We start from the raw sequence: 23,343 nt of genomic DNA, 5'->3' as shown, positions 1-23,343 counted from the left end.
TTTTATATGTCATTCCGGCCTCCGTGCCGGGATTGTCTTTTCATTTTTCTATCTTTGCGCCGTAAACATTAAAATGGAGTAAATCATGCTCAAGAAACTTTCCAATTTCCCTGGCATCAAGGGCCCGGTCGTCACCATCGTGATGGACGGTTTTGGTATCACCGATAAGGTCGAAGGCAACGCCATCAAGGCCGCCCGCACCCCGACTCTCGACAACCTCTTCAAGATGTACCCGAACGTGCTTTTGAAGGCTCACGGTCGCGCCGTGGGTATGCCGACCAACGAAGACATGGGTAACTCCGAAGTGGGCCACAACGCCATCGGTGCTGGCCAGGTGTACAACCAGGGTGCCGCCCTCGTGCAGGACGCCATCGTCTCCGGCGACATCTTCGGCCGCGACGCCTGGAAGGAAATCGCCGGCAACGCCCGCGAAAAGAACACCGTCCTCCACTTCATCGGTCTTTTCAGCGACGGTAACGTTCACTCCAACATTTCTCACCTGAAGGCCATGGTTGCCCAGGCCAAGAAGGAAGGCCTCAAGAAGGTCCGCGTGCACATCTTGCTCGACGGTCGTGACGTGCCGGAAACCTCCGCTCTCGATTACGTTGGCCCGTTCGAAAAGTTCCTCGACGAACTCCGCAGCCCGGAATTCGACGTCTGCATTGCTAGCGGCGGTGGCCGTATGCAGATTACCATGGACCGTTACAACGCTAACTGGAAGATGGTGGAACTCGGCTGGAAGACCCACGTGCTCGGCGAAGGCCGCTACTTCGACAACGCTACGCAGGCTATCGAAACGCTCCGTGGCGAAACCAAGGCTATTGACCAGGACCTCCCGCCGTTTGTGATTGCAAAGGACGGCCAGCCGGTCGGCACCATCAATGACGGCGACTCCGTGGTGTTCTTCAACTTCCGTGGCGACCGCGCCATCGAAATCACCCGCGCCTTCGAAGAAGAATCCTTCAACGAATTTGACCGCAAGCGCTTCCCGCACGTCTGCTACGCTGGCATGCTCCAGTACGACGGCGACCTCAAGCTCCCGAACCGCTTCCTCGTTCCGCCTCCGGCAATCAAGGAAACCAGCGGCGAATGGCTTGCCGAAACCGGCGTCAAGCAGTTCGCTTGCTCCGAAACGCAGAAGTACGGCCACGTGACTTACTTCTGGAATGGTAACCGTTCCAGCAAGTTCGACGGCGAAACCTACCTCGAAATCGAATCTGACGTTGTTCCGTTCGAACAGCGCCCGTGGATGAAGGCTGCCGAAATCACCGACGCCATGATCGAAGCTTTGAAGAGCGGCAAGTACCAGACTCTCCGCTGCAACTTCCCGAACGGCGACATGGTGGGCCATACCGGTTCCTTCCGCGCTGCTACGATGGCTATCGAAGCTGTGGATATCGGCCTCGCCCGTTTGCTCCCGGTGATCGACGCCCTCGGTGGTGTTGCCATCATCACGGCTGACCACGGTAACGCCGACGAAATGTACGAAATCGACAAGAAGACCGGCATGCCGAAGGTCAATAAGGATGGTTCCTTCAAGGCCAAGACAAGCCACACGCTCAACAAGGTGCCGTGCATCCTTTACGATAACGTCACTGGCGGCAAGCTCGGCCTCAAGGAAGGCGACTGGGGTCTTTCCAACATCGCTGCAACGACAGCAAACCTTCTCGGCCTCGAAAAGCACGAAGCTTGGGACGATTCCATGCTCATTATCAAGTAAAAACGTCATTGCGAGCCCTGCAAGGGCGAAGCAATCCACAAGAATTCAAAAAAGGAACCCTTCGGGGTTCCTTTTTTTGCATATAGCCCATTTTTGGGGTGATACTCACCACGTTGCAAAAATATTTTTTCATTTTACTATCAAAAAACGTATCTTTAATAGTAAAAAAGACGTGGTAATGAGGAAATCTTTATGACCAACCTCAAAAAGAGCAAAGGCGGTTTTGGAATAGTCGAAGCTTTGGTAGCGGCGGCTGTACTTGGTTTTATGTATATGGCCATAATGAACATGCATGGCGGAAACCACGATTCCCTGCTACGCATTCGAGGCCGTGACGGAGCAACCGAAGTCGCCCAGAACCTTATCGATTCCCTTGGGGCACTTGGACTTGCCAGCCTTTACGACGAAAATCTCGCCAAAGACGATGCCGGCAACATAAAACCTATAATTATCGACCCTATCGTGCGCACCTGGCAAGGACAGCCTGGAGCTGTCACCAATACTATGACCGTGAACTACAGGGCCGAAATTACCGTTTCGCGCGATGATGAGTACAAAACAAAAGCCTCGTCCATGCTCCTTGGCTCAGACAGCATCGAGCACGTGTTTGCCAAAAGGCTAGACGTTACGGTCAGCTGGAAATTCAAGAACTCCACGCAGTCCATAACTGTATCGGGGGTTGTCAGATGATGAAACCCAAGAATTCTAAAGCCGGTTTTACCCTCATGGAGCTCATGGTCTACATGGGCATTGTTGGCATTATTGTAGTTATCGCTGGCGAAGCATTTAGCAATTCTACCAAGGTCCGCGTGCGTACCGACAACATGATTAGGGCGAACCAAGATGCCGAAAATATCGCCACAATTTTCAAAGAAGATGTAGAACAGTTAGGCACAAAAAGTGCTAAGGGCGCAGGCAACACCTTCGTTTACGCGGGCAAAAGAATCTACATGGACCCCGATAACGCGGACAACAACAAGAAGGATTCTTCTTCGTTCAAGATAGAAACAAGTGCGGGCAACAGTGTGCTTACCTTCAAACGCACACGATACAACGACAATGGCCAATACCTGGCAATCGACTCTGTCCGCTGGTATGTGGAAAACAATGTACTCAAGCGTAGTTGCTTTGTTCTAGAACCGACAACGGGCTTTACCTTGCCTACCGACGATCCGTGCGTCACCGTGGGAGCAGAACCCAACCCCATAGAAATGATCTCCAACATTTCTGAATTTACTATAGAAGCCGCAAAACCAGGCGCACTGGAAGGAGCAACACAAATATTCCCGGCAAGCGCGTCAAGTGAGTTCATCCTGTTTCCACGTATGGGGGAAACTAGTGAGTATAACAGAAAAATCGTTACGTTCAACTCCGCAAACGAAGCTAACGAAGAACTTCACCCTGGCTCAATAATTACGCTTTCCGGTTTTACAACAAACTACCAAAATCAAGAAGACAATCTTGAAAACGCTATTCTTGCAGAGGGAATCCAAAAAATAAACCAGGCAATAGCCTTAAACGCTAGCGCCCTAAGTGATCTAGGAACAGAATGGGAATCAGTTTGTCTAGCACATGGTGCAATGAACTTTGGCCCCGACACAGTCTACGAAATTTCATTTGAAGTTACATCACAAGAAACCAAGGATAGAAGTACTAATTTTGTTCCTGGCAAAGACCACATGTCAGTCGGGTTTAGAAAAAGTACTGGTGGCTACGCAGTGTCGAAAACCGATGAGACCCGTATTATCTTACCAGACTTCTTCTTTTATCCGCCCAATACAGCAGAAGGTGCAGGGAAACGTGTCATGAGGTTTACGGTTCCTGAACACATCGAAAAAGTATGTCTAGCATTCACATTCGCTTTCTATTCGCCTTTAGTCTCTTCAGGGCTAGTAACCATAAAAGATTTGAAAGTTTCACAAGTGGCAACAGCCAACTATAAATTTAGCGGATTCAATTCAGAAGCAAGCAGCAACATAAAAGAGAAAAAGAAGGTTAAAGCGTTAAAGCTTAAATTGCAAGTGAGCCGTGGCGCCAAAAACGGCGGCAAGGGCGAAACAGGAGACGTAGACCTGATAATCCCTGTTCCTAGCAACGGAACGGGAGACTAATCATTGAGTGAAGTGTGAGGTTTTGATATGAGAAAGAATTATTTAAAAAACAGAGCCGGTGTTTCTCTTATCACCGTACTTATGTTCATGCTCGTCGCCACTATCGCTGCGACAGCAACTTGGAAATTTATCTCAAGTGAAGGTTTTTCTAGCGCAAGCCGTATGCTCAAGCGCGAAGCCTACCAGAGCGCACAAGCCGGTATCGAAAATGCCCGCAGTTGGATGACGTTCCACGCCAACGACGTAGGCGCACTCATCAAGCAATTCCAAGATCACGGGAAAGCAATCAATATAGATGACCAATTGCGTCCCTTGCAAAAGGCAGGGCAAAACTATCACGTGTGGGTGACCGGTGTAAACACGACTAATTCGACATACAAAATCAAAGTCCTTTCTGCAGGTGAATCCCGTAACGAAACGAGCCATACCGAAGTGGCCATATTTAACGTGGACGGATTGTATCGTGTCAAATTACCCATTACACAATCGTCATATAATTTTTCAGAAGCCTTTCATGGAGCATTAAAAACCATTGACAAGCTCAACATTGATAAAGCCATTATTACAGCAACTCCTGACGTTTTAAATGCAGGTGGACAAGCTGCAAACGACATTACAGTTACGGACTATCTTATCTTAGACGGCTCTTTTTACGCCAACAATACTAATTCAATAAAGGACCTTTATGCGACAGGAGATGTAGGAACCTGTTCAGGAATTAACGTGACAGGCAACCTATATGTCGGAGGGATATTTTATCCTGGCAACGTAAAATCAACAATAGAAGGGACTCTTTACACAGAAGGCGGAATAGATCTTAAAGAAGCCTACCATATCAAAAATAGTACCGGGGGATGCGCCAGCGTAACAGTTGGAAATGTTGAAATAAACGGCAATATCACATCAAACGGCCCCTTTATTTATTATGATGCAAATGGGACAGATGGTGGATCTAGCGTTTTTACTGCAAAAAGTAGTATGGTATTAAACAGCTCATTAAAATTTCCAACTACCGCTATTGGATCTCACGTAAATGACAAGATAAAAATAGAACATAACGTCTATGTTAAAGACGATTCCCCTGGGAAAATGGGAGACAAAACCATTTGCGGAAAAAATGATGGGCGTGATGCAATACCCCGAACAACATTTGGATCTGGAGATGGGGACAAAGTATGGTTAAAAGGATTCGTCCATTACAAAAGCGGAGCAACACCAGCAGGTTTTTCCGTTTGCACCGACAATCTTAACAACAATTGTCAAGTAGATGGTTTTACCTGTGCTAGATCAGAAGGTTTTAAAAAATGGATAGGCTATAAAGGACAATTCCTTGTTACAGAACCTTCTGCCGAAAACATGGCTGATTGGAACGCCAATAAACTAGATAAATACAAAGAAAGATTGGAAGAAAGGGACGAGTCATGTAAAAGAGCCAAAACACCAATTCAAGTAAACACCAAAATTTTCACAGAGGCATACACCCATATATATGATGGAGATAAAGGAATTGATGATAGAAAAGGGTGTGATGTAAATATTTGGTCAGATTGGAATAATACAACAGAGCTGTTAAACGCCTGCTATCAAATAGCAAAAGCCAACAACAATCTATACAATAACGATTGGCTTATTCTAGAATTTCCTAAGGATAGGGGTTGGATGCTTAGCAACATGAACGGAGCACTGAACGGAAACTTTATATTTAAATTTAATGAAGGTACAGCGAGCCAAGTATACCTCCCCCCAACAAGCGGTTCGTCCAAAGTTTTGTTGTATTTACCAGATGGTTGGCCAACAGGTTATTTTGAATTTGCAAACAATAGCGCTGCACATCGTTACTTTATTTTTAGCGAAGGTAACGTTCGAAGATTTGACATGAAAGACCTTGAAAGTCCCATGAGCGGGTCTGTTGTCGCGGCAAACTGTTCTGAATTCAATCAAAAAGAAGGCGGAAACAACACTTTAAAGGCTCGTTTTGACCAAGAATTGACGGACGCCCTTGCCGAAGCAGCCATTATTTGCGACAACGACGGCACAAAAGAATGCTCTAATACGGCAACCATTAATTCGAGTGCAAGTGGATCGAGTGATGACGAAAATACAGACCGTTACTATATATCCATGGCTCCACAATTAGGAATTTCTCTTGAATCACAAAGCAAGAGCTTCGAAAAGGTAGACGATGATAAAAGCGAAAAACTCGCACCATCGTTCATTATTCTTCCTCGTGTAATATCATTACCGAACGACCCCTATGGCACACTCGGAGACTATCTCAATGTAATAACATTGAACAAGCCACAAGGTTCCGCACCTTTAGCCAAAACAGATCTAGATCTAAACGCATGCGACAATGTAAAAGGATCCTCTTCTTTGGATATAACCTTAAATTCAAAATTATTCTCACCTACTGGAAGCAAACTGCCTAAGGGAACCTACAAATGCAACATATCCGCAGACGGTTACCAAGGTACAGTTCCTGTTTGGGTATCCATAGACAACAAAGAATTGCGCAATTTGCACCAAGTTTCATTCACCGAAGCGAGCCAGGAAATTCAATCAAGCGGAACTAGAGAAGTTAAAGTACGTTTACAGCCAAACATTCCATCAATTGATTTAAAAGTATCCTGTCCGAACGCACCAAACGGCTGGGATTACGCGTATGTTCTTAATGGTGTTACTACAGGTGAAAATTGCATATTTAAAGTATCCAATCTCAACAACACCGAAAAAGAGATAACTTTATTTACAGTCCGAACAACAGGAGCCACAAGTGGAACCATGAGTTTCCAAATTCTCCCTAACGAGAATAGTGAAAATAGCTACATAGCAGCAAAACCATCTACCACCGGCATCTATATATCTTCTACAGCGTCGCTTACCCGCGGCTCAGCCCTCTTTAGCGAAATTGATAAATACTGCGAAGATCATGAAAATATATGCCCATCTTCTGACGAACGGTACAGTTGGCCAGATTGTCCAACAGAAGCAACTGAAAAATGGGTCGAACCAGATGTAACTGGATTCCAAACAGAAGAGCTAAACAATTCTTGGCTAATTTCCTCTGCCATAAACACCACCGTAAAACTCACTGACGTTTTAAAAGAACAATCAGACTGTGTTGTCATCATTCCTGAAGAAGACAACTCTTGCACTTTTACGGATGAAAGAAAAACATGTACCTTGCATGCCTCCGCCAAAGAAAAAGTCAACAAAATTAAATTCAAATTTAAAAATGTCGAAACAGGCAAAAACCCTTCCTTTACAGTAGAAAGAGGCGCCGACATCAAGAGATGTTCCTACAATGACACCCCAGAACACGAATGTATCGTAAACGTATATAGCGCTGGTCCGGTTTCGATGCAACTCGAATCTAACAATGACGATAATAAAGACTTTAAATATTGGGAATGTGAAGGACCAAGTTGTCCGCCCAACATTAATAAGCTAAGTGCGGAAACGTACCCTCCATTTTATGTGGAAGACAACGAAACCGTAGTAAACTTAATGTACAACGAAGTGGACAAGCATTGCTTCTTTGACAAATTTAAAAACAAAGCTGCAGCCTGCAAAGACCTTGATTTAAACGAAAGAAAGGAATACTGTATTGATTATTGCGCCCCAGCAAGCCACTGCGCATCAGCCATATCAACAGGAAGTTACCCTGACGCCAAATGGCATTTAATCAAAGGAAACATGAACAACATTGATTATGAAAACGGAAATATTTCCGTCGTTACTGGCGGAGATATTACAGTGATGAGCACAATCAATGCCGATGCCGGAACACATGGTTCCCTTAAAGCTATGGTTCGCTTACCAAAGAACGATGCAACTTCAGGCTTTTTACTAGGTTCAAGCTCAGATGCATCCAGCCACTTAATGCTTTTCGCATACATCGACAACAACGGCTATGTAAGAACAAAATTATGTGACGAAACTTTGCAAAAATGCAAAGAAGGCGTCTTCACAATTCAAGTAACTGAAAATGACATGGTAATGATTGAAGCGGAAATCACAGCAGAAAATATTGCGATTATGGCTTCAAAAGGTAACGAACGATCCTTAATATTAGTCAAATTTGATTTGAACTATTGGAGTGGCAGCTACGAAGGCTCTTTTGTAGGCTTCCGCATCGCAAACCCAAAATTCAAGATTTACGGTATTGGTTGGAAGAGTACAAACTATGAATGTTTCAATACTTACCCCACAATCAAGTGCTCTTTTGCAGCCGTAGCTAGATACGGCGTTGTACCAAGAGAACAATATGTAAAGCCCTGGGTGGGCTATTCTGGTTGGGAAGGTTGGAACACTGATGCCTGCACCGAAAAATACTATTACATAGGAGACGATGCATGCGGTGGAAGTAATTATGGATATACAGAATGTAGCAACAATGGCTATTATTTTGATGCTACAAGTAGTGGAAAGCACGGTTACACCAAGAACGGAAATGACATAAAAACAGCCAAAGTCGGTCTTGACTGTGAAAGCAGCCTCATCAGCGCTGACGAAATGATGTGGGCAAGTGATAGTGCCCATTGTGGCGTATTTTGGACTGGAGCGCAAAGCGCATGCACTTCTGTAGAAAAGATAGATGAAGAAATCAGGGTTGACGCTTTAACCGGTCACCAATCAGCCGCATTTACAAAAACAGTAAATATGCGTTCTGCCCAAATTAGATTCGAAACAAATATTGAAAACGGTAGTGAAATTTGGATACAGTTATACAGCGAGGGCGAAGGAGAAACACTCTACCCAAGTGAGCGCGTATCCATGAACACAGCAACAAAGACTTTCGATATAAAAGATTTCATAACAGAAACAAGCGGATTTGACCCAGGAAAAGTAAAAAGCGTATACTTTGAAAACAACAGCAATAATGAGGTAACAATCAAAAAGGTTATCACAATTTGTGAAACCGCCGTTAATGTAAAATCATGCAAAGCGGAAGAAAGACTAAAAGGAACTGGTTTATGGTGGAACTATACAACAACGAGACATGTTGAAATCACAGCAAACATAAACAATCGAGATGCTGCTGAAGAATACCAGATTATAGCCAAAAAAGGCCCAGCAAAACAAAAGACCTACGTATTAAACAAAAACGATATTTCGGTAACAGGCACATCAAACGCAATTCTCACACTTCCCATGGATGCAGAAAATATTGATGGTGCTATTAACGAATGGGTATTCAACGTTAGTGCGAAAGCTGAAGACGGAAACTATAGTGATCAAAAGCCATGTAACACAGTCACAGGATTCACACCACAATGCAAAATTCATCAACCCGGTCCTGGAGAAGATCCAGAAGTAGCACAAAACAGGGTCGAATTCCGAGCAACATTATCAAATTGCTATGGTTGCAGTTATGTAGTCACACTTGATGGCACTGAAAAAAAACGAGGAGACTGTACGACAGCCACCATGTTTAACATTTGCAACATAACGATACCAAACGAAGACCTAGCATCTTTGACTGTGGGAAGTTCCTATAAATTCAGACTCTATAGCGAAGAAGACAAATTTATAGAATGTGAAAAAGAATTTTCGGTCAAGGGAGCAGCAGCGGAGCCTGGTGCACCACATATAAATTCTTGTTCAGTAGAATCAGTTGAAGGTTCTTCAGTCTCCATCAGCACCGCCGTAACAGGATGCGCCGGTGCAAACGAATGCACTTATAATATAGAACCGTCCGTCGCAGGATACGGAGACTACCATGATAACGATCCCTTATACTTCTCCTATAACAATGGTTCAGGTACAGTCACACACACACTAACTATAACCAAAGGAACAAAAACAGATAACTGCACCTTTGATGTGACCTACGTAGCCAGCAGTGAAGAGTCCAGTTCTAGTTCAGAAGAAGAAAAACCCAGCAGCAGTTCTAAGGCAAATCCTTCAAAAATTGACACTGTATTAACATCTGGTTTTGTATTAGAAGCTGGTAAGACCTACACATTTACAGGGTGTATAGCAAGTGATGGAAATACTGGTGGCACCCGCATTCAAATAGGTAAAGCAACGATGAAAAACTGCTTGGACCCGATTACTGGAACAAGTAAAAATTATTGGAACAACAGTGATTCATATTGTAATGGAGAAGTGTTTGTAACATATCCAATAACAGTACACATACCAAACAATGTTTCTGAATACAGTATCAACTATTGTGGTTGGTAGCATACCGGATAAAACATTGCAATAAAATTTTCAAAGCTCCCCCACCGGGGAGCTTTTTTTGTATGCTCGCTTGACCATATTCTACACAGGCTGCACAGGTTGCAAGAAAGACTAAAGTACGGAAGCCGCTGGAGACAGCCACATATAATGCGAATTTTTCAGCAAAACACGTGCAAGAAAGGCGCTATTTTTCTAAATTTCGCCGTACTATGAGTGAAGCTATTAACAATGTCAAGCAGGCCTTTGATGCAGAACTTGCACAAACGGACCTCACCAATCAAGAAGCGGTCAACAATCTCCGCGTAAAGTACCTCGGCAAGAAGGGCGCCGTCACCGACCTCATGAAGCAGATGGGTTCGCTCAGCGCCGAAGAACGCCCTGCTTACGGCAAGCTCGTGAACGAACTGAAGGTTGCTGTTTCCGAAGCAATCGACAAGGCTATCGAAACGGCAAACGAAGCCGCTCTCCAGAAGAAACTCGCCAGCGGCGCTGTCGATATCACGCTCCCGGGCGCAGGTATCGCCGCCGGTTCTACGCACCCGCTGTACGACGTCCGCGAAGAAATCATCGACTTCTTTGCGCAAATGGGTTTTGATGTGGACTTCGGCCGCGATATCGAAACGGATTGGTACAACTTTGAAGCTCTCAACACTCCGCCTGACCATCCGAGCCGCGACATGCAGGACACGTTCTATGTGGACAACAAGGTCATGCTCCGCACGCACACGTCGGGCACCCAGATTCACTACATGGAAACGCACAAGCCGCCTTTCCGCATGATTGCTCCGGGCCATGTGTTCCGCGTTGATAACGACGCCACCCACGCCCCGATGTTCCAGCAGTGCGAAGGTCTTGTCGTTGACGAAAACATTAGCTTCGCCGACCTCAAAGGCGTGCTCCAGGTGTTCATGAACAAACTCTTTGGCGCAGGCGTCAAGACTCGCTTCCGTCCGAGCTTCTTCCCGTTCACGGAACCGTCCGCAGAAATGGACGTGAGCTGCGTGTTCTGCGGTGGCAAGGGTTGCCGTCGTTGCAAGGGCACAGGCTGGATGGAAATCGGTGGTTGCGGCTCTGTGGACCCGAACGTGTTCAAGAACTGCGGCATCGACTCTGAAAAGTTCACAGGCTTTGCATTCGGTTTCGGTCTTGACCGTATCGCCATGCTCCGCCACGAGATTCCGGAAATCGGACTTTTGACAGCCAACGATCAGAGATTCCTGAGCCAGTTCTAAGTTAATTCGGAATCAGGATTTCGAAATTAGGAATTAAAAAGTGAAAAGGCGGGCCATAGCCCGCCATTTTTCATTAGATCCTTCGACTACGCTCAGGATGACAGAAGCGGGCGAAGCCCGCCCATGTTTAAGAGCGCTTGTAGTCGTCCTGCACGCGGATGATGTCGTCTTCGCCGGTGTATTCGCCGACCTGGACTTCAACAATCACGAGCGGAAGCTTGCCTTCGTTCTGCAAACGATGAACCGTTCCCGACGGGATGTATGTCGATTCATTCGGACGCACATAGAACACCTTGTCGCCAACAGTCACTGTAGCGGTACCGCTCACAACGACCCAATGTTCAGAACGGTGCAAATGCTTCTGCAACGAGAGGCGTTCGCCCGGACGCACGACAATGCGCTTCATCTTGTAGCGGTCTGTCGATTCGAGCACGGAGTAAGTACCCCACGGGCGATTGACCGTCTGCGGCACCGTCGGCAAGTCAGAGCCGCGAGCCTTGAGTTCGTCAACAACTTTCTTTACCTTCTGGCTGCTTGCAAGCGGAGCGACCAAGAGAGCATCCGGCGTATCGACAATCAACATGTTATCCAAATCGATTGTGCAAATCTGACGCTGACCGCCAAGCACGAGCGAGTTCTTGGAACCAATGCCCAAGTGCTTTGCGTTTATGTTGTTGCCGTTTTCATCGTGATCGAATTCACCATAGAGAGAATCGAAAGCACCAAGATCAGACCAACCGATATCGCTCGGCACGACCTTCACCTTCGAAGATTTTTCCATCACAGCGTAGTCAATCGAATTCGAAGGAATGTTCATCATGTCTTCATGATCGACACGAATAAGCGAGTCCTTATTTTCTTTCTTGGCATTTGCAAAGGCTACCTTAGCGGCGCTCAAGATATCCGGAGAATAAACTTCAAGTTCGCTCAAGAACGTAGAAGCCTTGAAACAGAAGATACCGCTGTTCCAGAAGAATCTTCCAGAAGCGACATACTTCTTTGCAGTTTCCAAATCCGGCTTTTCAACAAAGCGCTTGACATCTTCGCCATTCGCTTCGATGTAGCCGTAGCCAGTTTCCGGGCCCGTCGGCGTAATGCCAAACGTCACCAAGAAACCTTTCTTAGCAAATTCTTCGGCCTTGCGCAAACAATCTTCGTAGGCGTCAGCCTTGCGAATCACGTGATCCGAAGGAGACACGAGAACGATATCGTCCGGATTCAAGCCGAGGCAGGCAAGAGCAATTGCCGGAGCCGTATTGCGGCCCACCGGTTCCAGGAGGAAGCGTGCCTTGTCAGCGCCGACTTCCTCGAGCTGGTCCTTAGCCAAGAAATACTGATCCGCATTGCTAACAATGTATTGAGCTTCACAAATGCGAGAATTGGTTTTTACAGTACGCTGGAACAAGGATGCACCGTCAAAAAGACGTGCAAACTGTTTCGGCATAAGGGAGCGGCTGATCGGCCAAAGACGCGTTCCGCTACCACCACACAAAATCAAGTTAATCATTTTAATAGCCCTGATAACTGTTATTTAGAGCTGGCTTTCTTTTGAGAAGGAGTCTTCCAACCAGCGTTATTAATTTCCTGGATATTCTGAACGATATTCGTACCAGTGTAAACAGCATTCATCGTCGGCAAGATCAAGCTAAGAAGACGGTTCCAAGTTGCAATACCAGAAGCATCGACATAAACGATATCACGCGGATTCAATTCGAAGCGGTCGGCCATTGCTAAAGCCAAAGCATTCTTTGCATCCAACTGATAGATATCAATCTTTTCTTGGGACGTGTTTCTTATAACATAAACATCTTTCGGCGAAGCATTGATGGCATTCACACCACCGGCAGAAGCAAGAGCTTCAGCCAAGGACAAATAGCTATCCATGCGGACAATGCCGGTTCTGTTCACTTCACCAAGGACGTACACCTTTCTGTCACGTTCCATTTGGCTTCTTAACGGGACAAAGAGTTGGTCACCCGGCTTCACAAGAATACGGTCAATGGCAATATTATCCTTGAATGCACGGACATAGTCGATGTTATAGATTTTTTCGCCACGACGAAGCTGAACAAACGAAGGATCGGCCAATTCACTAAAGCCGCCCACATTTGCAATCATATCAGAAATCGTCATCGGGTTTTCATCAAACCTTACAACACCCGGTCTATTGACGGCACCAGAAACAAAAGCCTTACGGCTGTGGTAACCAGTCACGCGAACATCCACCTGAGGATCGTTAAGAATCTTGTCCGAAAGGCGTTTTGTAATTTCGGCGCGAAGTTCCTGAGCGGTAAGACCAGCAACCTGAATTTCACCGGCATACGGGTAGAAAAGCTTGCCATCGGTCGTCACCTTTTGGCCGGCCGGCTGGTATTGACCCATCGGGGAAGTCAGTTCCGGATGTTCCCAGACAACCACCTGAACCATATCCAAAGGTCCAATCCTGTATTCCAAGTCAGGAAGGGAATCCACCAGCAAATCTTCCAATTTGCCTTCGTACGGATTCGGGGCGACCTGCACCGGTTCACCCATGTCACCTTCGTCAATGGAATGTAGTTTGAACGTAATTCCATTATAGGTCGTGGAGTCTGTGGGAATGTCCATTCGCATCTGAGGAGCAGCAAAGCAACCGCTCAAGATAACTCCGGCTACACCACAAAGAGCAATACCAATTTTATTCATACGTTTCCTTTTTAGAATTATTTTGCGGCTTCACTCTGCCTAATTTTTTCAACCCAATACGGAGTCAGTTTGGAAATAAAATTCCAGGCCATGACATACGCATTTTCCGGTCTTCTGTACGGGTCAGGAATATCGACCTGGCGGGATTCACCATAGCGAAACACCTTACCTTCGAGCCACGGGTATTTGTGCAAAAGTTCCCTTTTATGCCCATTTTCCATTACCAAAATCAAATCGGCCCATTTAAGAATGTCCAAATTGATTTGACGTGCCTTGTGAGCGCTCATGTCAATGCCATGCTGCAAGGCTATCTTCTGGGAAATTTCGTGAGCAGGATTATCCACCAAAGCACCAAGGCCCGCACTCATTACATTGAAGTCCGGTCCGAGTTCTTTTTTTAAAAGGTACTCCCCTGTTGGGCTGCGGCAGATATTCCCTGTACAAACGACAAGAATGTTTTTCATGATAGCGTAATAATAGAAAAATAAGTTTAAGTTTACAATCAATAGGCATCAGTCATAACTAATGACAAACGTCTAAAACTATAAATCAAAAGCGAAGCCGAGATCCTTGAGGCACGGGTTCTTGGTATCCTTTTCGGAGAGGAGCGGTTCAAAACCGTCTCCCACCGGCCACTTGATGCCAATTTCCGGATCGTTCCACATCAGGCCACCTTCGTCGCCCGGGGCGTAGAAACGCGTGCACTTGTAAACAAACGATGCCGTTTCGGAAAGCACTACAAAGCCGTGAGCAAAGCCTTCGGGAATGTAGAATTGCTTCTTGTTTTCGGCAGAGAGCGTAACGCCCACCCATTTGCCGAACGTATTGCTGTTCTTGCGGAGGTCGACGGCCACATCAAAGACTTCACCTTCGATGACGCGGACGAGCTTGCCCTGCGGATTCTGCTTTTGGAAATGGAGACCGCGAAGCACGCCCTTCTTGCTGCGAGATTCATTATCTTGCACGAAATCGACATCAATGCCACCTTCGGCAAAGTCGCGGCGGCTGTAGGTTTCCATAAAATAACCGCGGGCATCGCCGAACACGGTCGGTTCAATGATTTTCACACCTTCGATTTCTGTATCTATAAAGTTAAACTTTCCCATTTTAGCAATTACCTGTTCTTGTACATCGTTTCGTAATACTTTTCGTAGTCGCCGCTCGTGATGTTGTCCAGCCATTCCTGGTTGTCCAAGTACCAGCGCACGGTCTTTTCGATACCTTCTTCGAACTGCAACGACGGTTCCCAGCCAAGTTCCTTCTGGAGCTTGGTGGAATCGATAGCGTAGCGGGCATCGTGGCCCAAGCGGTCCGTCACGTAAGTGATGAGGTTCAAGTCTTCGCCTTCGGCACGGCCAAGGAGCTTATCGACGGTCTTGATGACGACCTTGATGATATCGATGTTCTTCCATTCGTTGAAGCCGCCGATGTTATAGGTTTCAGCAATCTTACCGTTGTGGAAAATCACGTCAATCGCGCGGGCGTGGTCTTCGACAAAGAGCCAGTCGCGGACGTTTTCACCCTTGCCATAAACCGGGAGCGGCTTCTTGTGGCGGATGTTGTTGATGAAGAGCGGGATAAGCTTTTCGGGGAACTGGTACGGACCGTAGTTGTTGGAGCAGTTCGTCACGATGGTCGGCATGCCGTAGGTATCGTGGAACGCACGCACAAAGTGGTCGGAGCCAGCCTTGGATGCGGAATACGGGCTATGCGGCGTGTACTTCGTCGTTTCGTAAAAGAAGTCGTCACCGTAAGCCAAGTGATGTTCCGAGCTAGAAGCCGTCGTCGTGAACGGAGGCGTGATGCCTTCCGGATGGTTCATCTTGAGGGCGCCGTAAACTTCGTCGGTCGAGATGTGGTAGAAACGCTTGCCTTCGTACTTTTCGGGGAGGCTTTCCCAGTAAAGCTTGGCGGCCTGGAGGAGGCTCAAAGTTCCCATGACGTTAGTCTTGGCAAACGTGAACGGGTCCTTGATGGAACGGTCCACATGGCTTTCGGCAGCAAGGTGGATGATGCCATCGACCTGTTCGTCCTGCATAAGCTTGTAGAATGCGTCAAAATCGCAAATATCCATTTTCACGAACTTGTAGTTCGGCTTGTCTTCGACATCCTTCAAGTTCGCAAGATTACCCGCATAGGTAAGCTTATCAAGGTTGATGATTTTATATTCGGGGTACTTGTTCACAAACAGGCGTACTACATGACTTCCGATGAAGCCTGCACCACCTGTAATCACTATTGAACGTTTCATGCTTTTCTCCAATTTACAAGGGAAATATAGAAATTGTAAAAACAGATCCCATTTAAAGCGCCCTACAATAACAGTATTTGACATAAAAAAAGAACCCGGCAAAGAAAGCCGAGTTCGTTGAGATAATGAGACGTTTAAAACTAAAGTCCTGCGTCTTGAAGCAATACAGGATACAAATAATTTCGATAAACCCACATAGCCTGTTCTCGGCCTAAATTTTTATATGTAGTCGATTGTAGGACAACTTCATCATGTTGTCCAGGATTAAAGACCGCGGCAAAAGTCGAAACAACACCAATATTTTTTTCATCAGATATTTTATCGCAGTCGTTTTTATAATATTGGACATTCGATGTCGTAAAATAATAGCCATATTCATGCCTCTTTGCAAGTCTGCTTTCTCGGCAATTTCCAAAATCATCACAATCTTCTACACACACCGTTCTAATGTAAAGAAAATCAACCTTTGTAACATTCGCTTCATCTTTATTCACCCATACTCTCCCATAGCCTCGATTAAAAGCATTGTTTTCCACACGAGCCTGATGTGAATACGTGTATTTATGACCATAAGGGTCTTTAAAAGTTCTAAAATAAATACCATCGCCGCAATCATCTAGAGAGCAATCATCTACAACAGCCTGCAAATTAGGTATTTCAGCAAATTCTATAACAGGCCCTTGCTGAGCAGCACCTATTGAAGACGCAACAGAATTATCCATGCCCGATTCAGAGCAGCCCATCATCGCCAAAGCCCAAACAACGGCCCCCAAAGTAACTTTTTTCATAATTATCTCCTTTTAAAAAAAGTTGGGCCACAATATATTTTATTTTAATTTAGATTTCAATACAACATTTTCAATTATAACATAAAAATAATTTATCTATTAAAACTCCATACATACTACAAACTAATAACTCTTTATCAACAATCAACAAACTAATTTATAATAAAACTCATATTAATTTATTTTCATCATACAAGCGTACTAAATCCAAAAAGAAAAAAATCCAGCTACAAGAGCCGGATTTCATTTTCAAAAGAATGATTTTATAACAGAGCGTTGCGTCTGAGCTTAATAATGAATTTTTCCTTCAGCAACTTTTTTCAAGTGCTGGCCGTAAGGAGACTTGCCATACTTGGCGGCTGATTCCAAAAGTTTTTCTTTGTTGATCCAACCGTTGATATAGGCAATTTCTTCGATTGCAGAAATCTGGATGCCCTGGCGGTTTTCGACCATTTTCACGAACTCGCCCGCTTCGATGAGGCTATCCATCGTGCCGGTATCAAGCCATGCAAAACCACGGCCCAAGAGTTTCACGTCAAGTTCGCCCTTGTCGAGATAGGTCTTGTTAAGGTCGGTAATTTCAAGTTCGCCACGAGCACTCGGCTTTTGCACCTTTGCAAATTTCGAAACGCGATTGTCGTAGAAATAAAGGCCTGTAATGGCATAATTGCTCTTCGGTTCCTTCGGCTTTTCTTCCACCGAAATCACCTTGCCATCCTTATCGAATTCCACGACGCCAAAGCGTTCCGGGTCCTCGACATAATAACCGAACACACTTGCACGTCCGTTTTCTTCGGCGTTTTTCACAGCGGCCTTCAAAAGCGGGCTAAAACCGTTTCCATAGAAGATGTTATCGCCAAGGACCATTGCACAGCAATCATCGCCAATAAATTCTTCGCCAAGGATGAATGCCTGAGCAAGTCCGTCCGGGCTCGGTTGTACCTTGTAACTCAAGTTGAGACCCATGGCAGAACCATCGCCAAGCAAGCGTTCAAAATTCGGTAAATCCGTCGGAGTCGAGATAATAAGAATATCACGGATACCCGCCAGCATAAGCGTAGACAACGGATAATAAATCATCGGCTTATCATAGACCGGCAAAAGTTGCTTCGACGTGACCATCGTAAGCGGATACAGACGCGTGCCGGAACCCCCAGCGAGTACGATACCTTTCATAACAAATCTCCTTGATTTCGAAAATAGAAAACTTCCTACGAAATATTTTCAAAAAGTTATCTTTGAGGCATTATGGCAGAGCAAAACAAGCGTATTCTCAAAGATTTTTTGAATGAACTTCTCGAAAAAGTCAACGGACACCGTTCCGATATATCGTCCGAAGACGTTTTAGAACAATTTATGGCATGGGCTGAGGCCCGCGGGACAACGTTATACCCCGCTCAAGAAGAAGCAATTTTGGAAATTTTAGACGGCAAAAATGTCATTCTCAACACGCCGACCGGAAGTGGAAAATCCATGGTTGCGCTTGCTCTGCATTTCGACAGCCTTGTGCACAACCGCCGTAGCGTTTACACGTGCCCCATCAAAGCATTGGTGAACGAAAAATGGATGGCGCTCTGCAAGGAATTTGGCGCCGAGAACGTCGGACTTTCGACCGGTGACGCAACCGTCAACCGTGATGCGCCCATCATCTGCTGCACGGCAGAAATTCTTTCGAACATGGCGCTCTGTGAAGGCGAAACGCTCACCATCACAGACATCGTGATGGATGAATTCCATTACTATTCCGACCGCGAACGCGGTGTCGCCTGGCAAGTTCCGCTTTTGACGCTCCCGCAGTCGCGATTCCTTTTGATGAGTGCAACGGTCGGCGCAACAGAATTTTTCGAACGCGACATGACAAAGCATACAGGTCGCGAATCGGTAACGGTCCGTTCTTCACAGCGCCCGGTGCCTCTGGACTTTAGCTACAGCACTACAGAAATTTCGACCGAAGTGCAAAAGCTCGTGAACGAAGGCAAAGCTCCTGTTTACGTTGTTCACTTTACGCAGGCTGCGGCTGCAAGCAACGCCCAAAACTTTATGAGTCTGGACCTCTGCACCAAAGAAGAAAAAGTCAAGATTAACGAAGCAATTAAAGAGGTTCGCTTTTCTAGCCCATACGGCCCGGATGTCAAGCGCTGGCTCAAGCAAGGCATTGGCATTCATCATGCAGGGCTCTTGCCCAAGTACCGCATTCTTTGCGAAAAGTTGGCGCAACAAGGTTTGCTCAAAGTCATTTGCGGAACAGACACGCTCGGCGTTGGCGTGAACGTTCCTATCCGCACGGTCCTTTTCACGCAGCTATGCAAGTACAGCGGCGACAAGACCGCCATTTTGACCGCGCGAGATTTTCACCAAATTGCAGGACGCGCAGGTCGTAAAGGTTTTGACAATGTTGGTTACGTTGTCGCTCAAGCACCTGAACATGTCATCGAAAACTTGAAACTTGAAGCAAAGTCCCGCACGACCGGTAAAAAGTTCCAAAAGCGCAAACCGCCTGAACACGGCTACATTCCGTTTGACGAAAACACGTTCAAGCGTTTGATTGACTCTGCACCGGAACCACTCACGTCAAGTTTCCAAGTCAACCACGGGATGCTTTTAAACATTTTAAGCCGCCCGACGGACGGCTGCCGTGCCATGCGAGCACTCCTTAAGGATTGCCACGAAAGTGCAGCAAGCAAAAAGCAGTTGCAGCACCGCGCCTTTCTCTTGTTCCGCAGTCTCGTCGAAAAGAAGATTATCGAATTTGTTCCAGCGGTAGCCAAAGGTTACAGCCACTTGCGCGTCAACATGGACCTGCAAGATGACTTTTCGATGAACCAACCGCTTTCGCTGTACCTGCTCGACACACTGCCGAAGCTCGACAAAGACTCGCCAGAATACGCGCTCGATGTCATTACCTTGTGCGAAAGCATTCTTGAAAATCCTGATGCCATTTTGCGCATCCAGCAGAGCAAGGCCCGCGACGCCCGCATGAACGAACTCAAAGCGCAGGGCATGGAATACAACCAGCGCCTCGAAGAATTGGAGAAAGTCGAATACCCGAAGCCATTACGCGATTTTATTTACGACACATTCGATGCATTTGCAGACATTCACCCGTGGGTAGATGAAAACATTGAGCCTAAGTCCATTGTGCGCGAGATGTTCGAGAATTTCAGCACATTTAGCGGCTATGTAAAGCAGTACAACCTGCAGCGCATGGAAGCCATTTTGCTGCGCCACTTGAATGGCGTTTACAAGGTGCTATCGCAGACAGTTCCCGACGGCTACAAGAACGAAGAACTCCTTGAAATGCAGGACTATCTCGGTGAAATGATCCGCCGCGTAGACTCGAGCCTCTTGGAAGAATGGGAAAAGATGGCGCATCCGGAAGATTACCAGAAACGCTTGGACGAAGGTACCGCCGAAGACGAAGCCGAGAAAGCATTCGGTGCAGACAAGGCCGCCGCCGACATCACTTACGACAAGAAGCGTTTCCTCAGCTTGGTGCGCCAACGCATTTTCCAGATTATGATGAGCTTGCAAAAGCAAGACTTCAACGATGTGCTGGACAGCCTTGCCGACGACCTCGCCGAAGGCGAACTTTTGGCAGATGCCGATGGCACGCCATGGACCGAGAAGCGCCTCATCGAAACGATGGCCGCTTACACTGCCGAACACCACAGATTCCGTATGGACGTGGAAGGCCGTTCCCTTACCCACACTATCGTCACCTACGAAGGCAACATTATGCAAATCCAGCAGATGCTGCAAGACGAGGAAGAATTTAACGATTGGAGCATTGATTTCACGGTCAATCTCGACGAAAGCCGAGAAGCCGGAATGCCATTAATAAAATTAGCACGTATTGGCGAAGTTTAGAGTATATTATAAAAAGAGGGTGTTGGTATGAAAAATACTCTTTTTATTTCAATCTTCGAAGGGGTTATATACTCTGCAACAATTTGCGCTGTTACAAGTACGACTTTTGCATGTTCCGCTCACGCCGAAGAATCAAAAAAAATTTCGCACGCGCTAAAGGTCGATTTCGCATACTATCCCCAAAGCGACTATCAAAAAGGTGGTGATCACTTCGCTAAAATAACGGGCCCCTTTGACGGAATTCTCGCCAAGGCAACGTGGAAATCAACATACACAATTCCCACGCCACTCGGCGAAGGAGAACTCCTTTCGGGAGCGAATGTAGAGCTCAACGGATCTCTAGAATTTTCACCTTTGAGCATACGTCCCATAGCAAAAGTTTCATTCACGCCACTTCCATTCCTTGTTTTTGACGTTGGTTCTAGTATTGGCTCGGGCTGGAACGCACTCGGCTTCGAAGGTTTCTGCAAATACAACGGTAGCACCTATAAAAACCTAACACTCTTTGCTCATTACTATCACGACCATTGGGTCGGCGCAACATTCCAATTCGACACAGGTGAAATTTTTGAAGGCGACTGGACTCACGTCGTCATGGTCGCTAATTACCAGATGATTTACAAAGGAATCACGGGCCTCGAAAAAGGACAATTGTGGGCATGGCAAACAACCGAAGGCTACGCAAACGGACTCGGTTATGAATTCATTGCATTGCTCGGCTACCAGATGCCCAAAGTTGTCAACTTCGTTGGAATCATGGCCGATATGTACGGGAACTACAGCAAAAAAGATTTTGGAGACTATGCCGATACTTTTGGCAAATTCATGACCGTCAAATTAAACTTTCTTGCAAGACTTGCTTTAAACAAAACAAACTCCCTTACTATTGATGCTATAATAGCAAGCCGTAGAAGCTTTACCACAGACCACAAAAAAGGCGAGGAAGAACCTCACCTTATTCAGTCTGGACGCGAATGGTATTTTGACAGCATTGCGTTCAGCTGGGAACGATCTTTCTAGGCTTCGCCACCGAATTCAAAGCCAGCTTCTTCGATAGTTTTCTTTAAAGCCGCTTCGTCCACAGAACCTTCGATAACGAGTTCTTTTTTTGCGACATTTGCCGCAGCAAAGACAACGCCTTCGAGCGCAAACGCAGCTTTTTCGACACACGCTTTGCAGTGACTGCAAGTCATTCCAAAGACTTTGTATGTTTTCGTTTTCGGTTCCGATTCGTGTTCGTCATGTTCCTCGTCATGGTCTTCATCATGATCGTGGCAGCAGCAATGTTCATGTTCTTCATCATCGTCATCATGGTCTTCGCAGCCACAATGAGAATCACAGCAACCACATCCGCAATGTCCATCGCAACCTTTATGTGCGAACTTTGCATAAATCATAAACAAAGCAAGGAGACCGGCACAAATGTAATCGAATACGCCTAGCGCTCCATGACCATGACATTCAGCAGCGCCCTGCGGAAGCATTGCCGAAAGGAACGTATCCATGAAGAACGTATCGACAATGAAGCCAAAGAACATCGCACCAAAAGCAATCGAGAACAAGTATGCAACGAGAGTGCGCTTACCAAAAGCCTTGCCAACCACAAGCATCGAAGCGATACTCGTTGCAGGGCCAGCCATCAAAAGCACAAGAGCTGCACCAGGAGTAATACCCTTTGCTACAAGCGCAAGCGCAAGCGGAATGGAGCCCGTCGCACACGTGTACATCGGCATCGCCAAAAGCAACACACAGACCATGCAAAGAATCGGGTATTCACGCAATGCAAGGAACAGTTCGTTCGGGACAAATGCAGAAATCAACGCACCAAGCAAAAGACCAATCATAAGCCACTTGCTCACATCGCCCACCATATTGACGAGTCCATATTCGATGGTTTCACCGAGTTTTTGAACAAAAGTTTTTTTCGCGGTCGCTGAGTTTTTCGAGATGTCACACTCACAATGTTCATGATCGCCACAACCACAATGCTCATGATGGTGTTCGTGGTGATGATGTTCGTGATCATGTTCATGATGGTGATGTTCGTGAGAATCCTTGTGTTCCGCACCAGCAACTTCCGCAGATTCATTGCGCGTTGCAAAATTTGTCAGCACACCGCCAAACATAGCAGTCGCAAAAGCAGCGATCGGACGCAGAATGGCAAACGGAAGTCCAAGCAAGGAGTATGTTGCCAAAATAGAATCTACGCCCGTCGCAGGAGTCGAAATCAAAAAACTCACGCTTGCGCCCTTGCTAGCGCCTTCACGCCTGAGCGCAATCGATGTCGGAATCACGCCACAACTGCAAATCGGAAGCGGCACTCCAAATAAAGAGGCCCAAAGCACAGATGCAAAATTCGGCTTCGAAATTTTAGGCACATACACTTGATTCGGCACCCACACATGCAAAATTCCTGCAAGCAAAAAGCCCAAAAGCAGGAACGGAGCCATTTCCGAAAACAGCGTAATAAATTCAAGAATAAAAGTTGTAATGTATTCCATGA

The 23,343-nt window shown here is 46.3% G+C and carries 15 protein-coding genes; 7 read left to right on the top strand and 8 right to left on the bottom strand.

The genetic code is table 11. The features are described 5' to 3' along the window. Positions 1–85 precede the first annotated feature (85 nt). The 5 genes from gpmI to pheS all read left to right on the top strand — a co-directional run bounded on the left by gpmI (position 86) and on the right by pheS (position 11,252). Positions 86–1,720: a 2,3-bisphosphoglycerate-independent phosphoglycerate mutase gene (gpmI, locus tag BUA34_RS06575; RefSeq protein ID WP_072827931.1), complete on the top strand. Its 1,635-nt coding sequence runs from the start codon at positions 86–88 to the stop codon at positions 1,718–1,720. A 192-nt stretch (positions 1,721–1,912) separates the two neighbouring features. Next, positions 1,913–2,410 (top strand): type IV pilus modification PilV family protein, encoded by a 498-nt coding sequence (locus BUA34_RS06570; RefSeq protein ID WP_072827930.1) that lies wholly within the window; start codon positions 1,913–1,915, stop codon positions 2,408–2,410. After that, positions 2,407–3,831, top strand: a complete 1,425-nt coding sequence (locus BUA34_RS06565) for a PulJ/GspJ family protein (protein WP_072827929.1) — start codon at positions 2,407–2,409, stop codon at positions 3,829–3,831. Before BUA34_RS06570 ends, BUA34_RS06565 begins: the two co-directional genes overlap by 4 nt. Before the next feature lie 27 nt (positions 3,832–3,858). Further along, positions 3,859–10,020 (top strand): pilus assembly PilX family protein, encoded by a 6,162-nt coding sequence (locus BUA34_RS06560; protein WP_072827928.1) that lies wholly within the window; start codon positions 3,859–3,861, stop codon positions 10,018–10,020. Between the two features lie 209 nt (positions 10,021–10,229). Next, positions 10,230–11,252: a phenylalanine--tRNA ligase subunit alpha gene (gene pheS, locus BUA34_RS06555; protein WP_072827927.1), complete on the top strand. Its 1,023-nt coding sequence runs from the start codon at positions 10,230–10,232 to the stop codon at positions 11,250–11,252. 127 nt (positions 11,253–11,379) lie between these two features. Here pheS and BUA34_RS06550 read toward each other — a convergent pair whose 3' ends face one another. The 7 genes from BUA34_RS06550 to rfbA form a co-directional block, all read right to left on the bottom strand. After that, complete coding sequence (locus tag BUA34_RS06550) at positions 11,380–12,759, bottom strand: mannose-1-phosphate guanylyltransferase/mannose-6-phosphate isomerase (RefSeq protein ID WP_072827926.1); 1,380 nt, start codon at positions 12,757–12,759, stop codon at positions 11,380–11,382. A 20-nt stretch (positions 12,760–12,779) separates the two neighbouring features. Then, positions 12,780–13,934, bottom strand: a complete 1,155-nt coding sequence (locus BUA34_RS06545; protein ID WP_072827925.1) for a polysaccharide biosynthesis/export family protein — start codon at positions 13,932–13,934, stop codon at positions 12,780–12,782. A 17-nt stretch (positions 13,935–13,951) separates the two neighbouring features. After that, positions 13,952–14,398 carry a low molecular weight protein-tyrosine-phosphatase gene (locus tag BUA34_RS06540; RefSeq protein WP_072827924.1) on the bottom strand — a complete coding sequence of 149 codons (447 nt, stop codon included), beginning with the start codon at positions 14,396–14,398 and terminating at the stop codon, positions 13,952–13,954. Between the two features lie 78 nt (positions 14,399–14,476). Next, a complete protein-coding gene (gene rfbC, locus BUA34_RS06535; protein WP_072827923.1) occupies positions 14,477–15,040 on the bottom strand; it encodes a dTDP-4-dehydrorhamnose 3,5-epimerase in 564 nt (187 codons plus the stop codon). A gap of 8 nt (positions 15,041–15,048) precedes the next feature. Then, positions 15,049–16,185, bottom strand: coding sequence for a dTDP-glucose 4,6-dehydratase (locus BUA34_RS06530; protein ID WP_072827922.1), 1,137 nt, complete (start codon positions 16,183–16,185; stop codon positions 15,049–15,051). Between the two features lie 140 nt (positions 16,186–16,325). Beyond that, a complete protein-coding gene (locus tag BUA34_RS06525; protein ID WP_072827921.1) occupies positions 16,326–16,973 on the bottom strand; it encodes a hypothetical protein in 648 nt (215 codons plus the stop codon). Between the two features lie 288 nt (positions 16,974–17,261). After that, positions 17,262–18,149, bottom strand: a complete 888-nt coding sequence (gene rfbA, locus BUA34_RS06520) for a glucose-1-phosphate thymidylyltransferase RfbA (RefSeq protein ID WP_072827920.1) — start codon at positions 18,147–18,149, stop codon at positions 17,262–17,264. A gap of 72 nt (positions 18,150–18,221) precedes the next feature. Here rfbA and BUA34_RS06515 point away from each other — a divergent pair, with 72 nt between their 5' ends. Further along, positions 18,222–20,840 carry a DEAD/DEAH box helicase gene (locus tag BUA34_RS06515; RefSeq protein WP_072827919.1) on the top strand — a complete coding sequence of 873 codons (2,619 nt, stop codon included), beginning with the start codon at positions 18,222–18,224 and terminating at the stop codon, positions 20,838–20,840. 27 nt (positions 20,841–20,867) lie between these two features. Beyond that, positions 20,868–21,860: a hypothetical protein gene (locus tag BUA34_RS06510; protein WP_072827918.1), complete on the top strand. Its 993-nt coding sequence runs from the start codon at positions 20,868–20,870 to the stop codon at positions 21,858–21,860. On the opposite strand, the gene BUA34_RS06505 is transcribed toward BUA34_RS06510, so the two are convergent. Next, positions 21,857–23,341 carry an SO_0444 family Cu/Zn efflux transporter gene (locus BUA34_RS06505; RefSeq protein WP_072827917.1) on the bottom strand — a complete coding sequence of 495 codons (1,485 nt, stop codon included), beginning with the start codon at positions 23,339–23,341 and terminating at the stop codon, positions 21,857–21,859. The two genes, BUA34_RS06510 and BUA34_RS06505, sit on opposite strands and share 4 nt — an antisense overlap. Positions 23,342–23,343 lie beyond the last annotated feature (2 nt).

It is taken from the genome of Fibrobacter sp. UWB12, assembly GCF_900142485.1.
GTDB lineage: Bacteria > Fibrobacterota > Fibrobacteria > Fibrobacterales > Fibrobacteraceae > Fibrobacter.
Note: the sequence above shows the minus strand (reverse complement) of the source record. Positions and strands in the feature narration are given on the sequence as shown.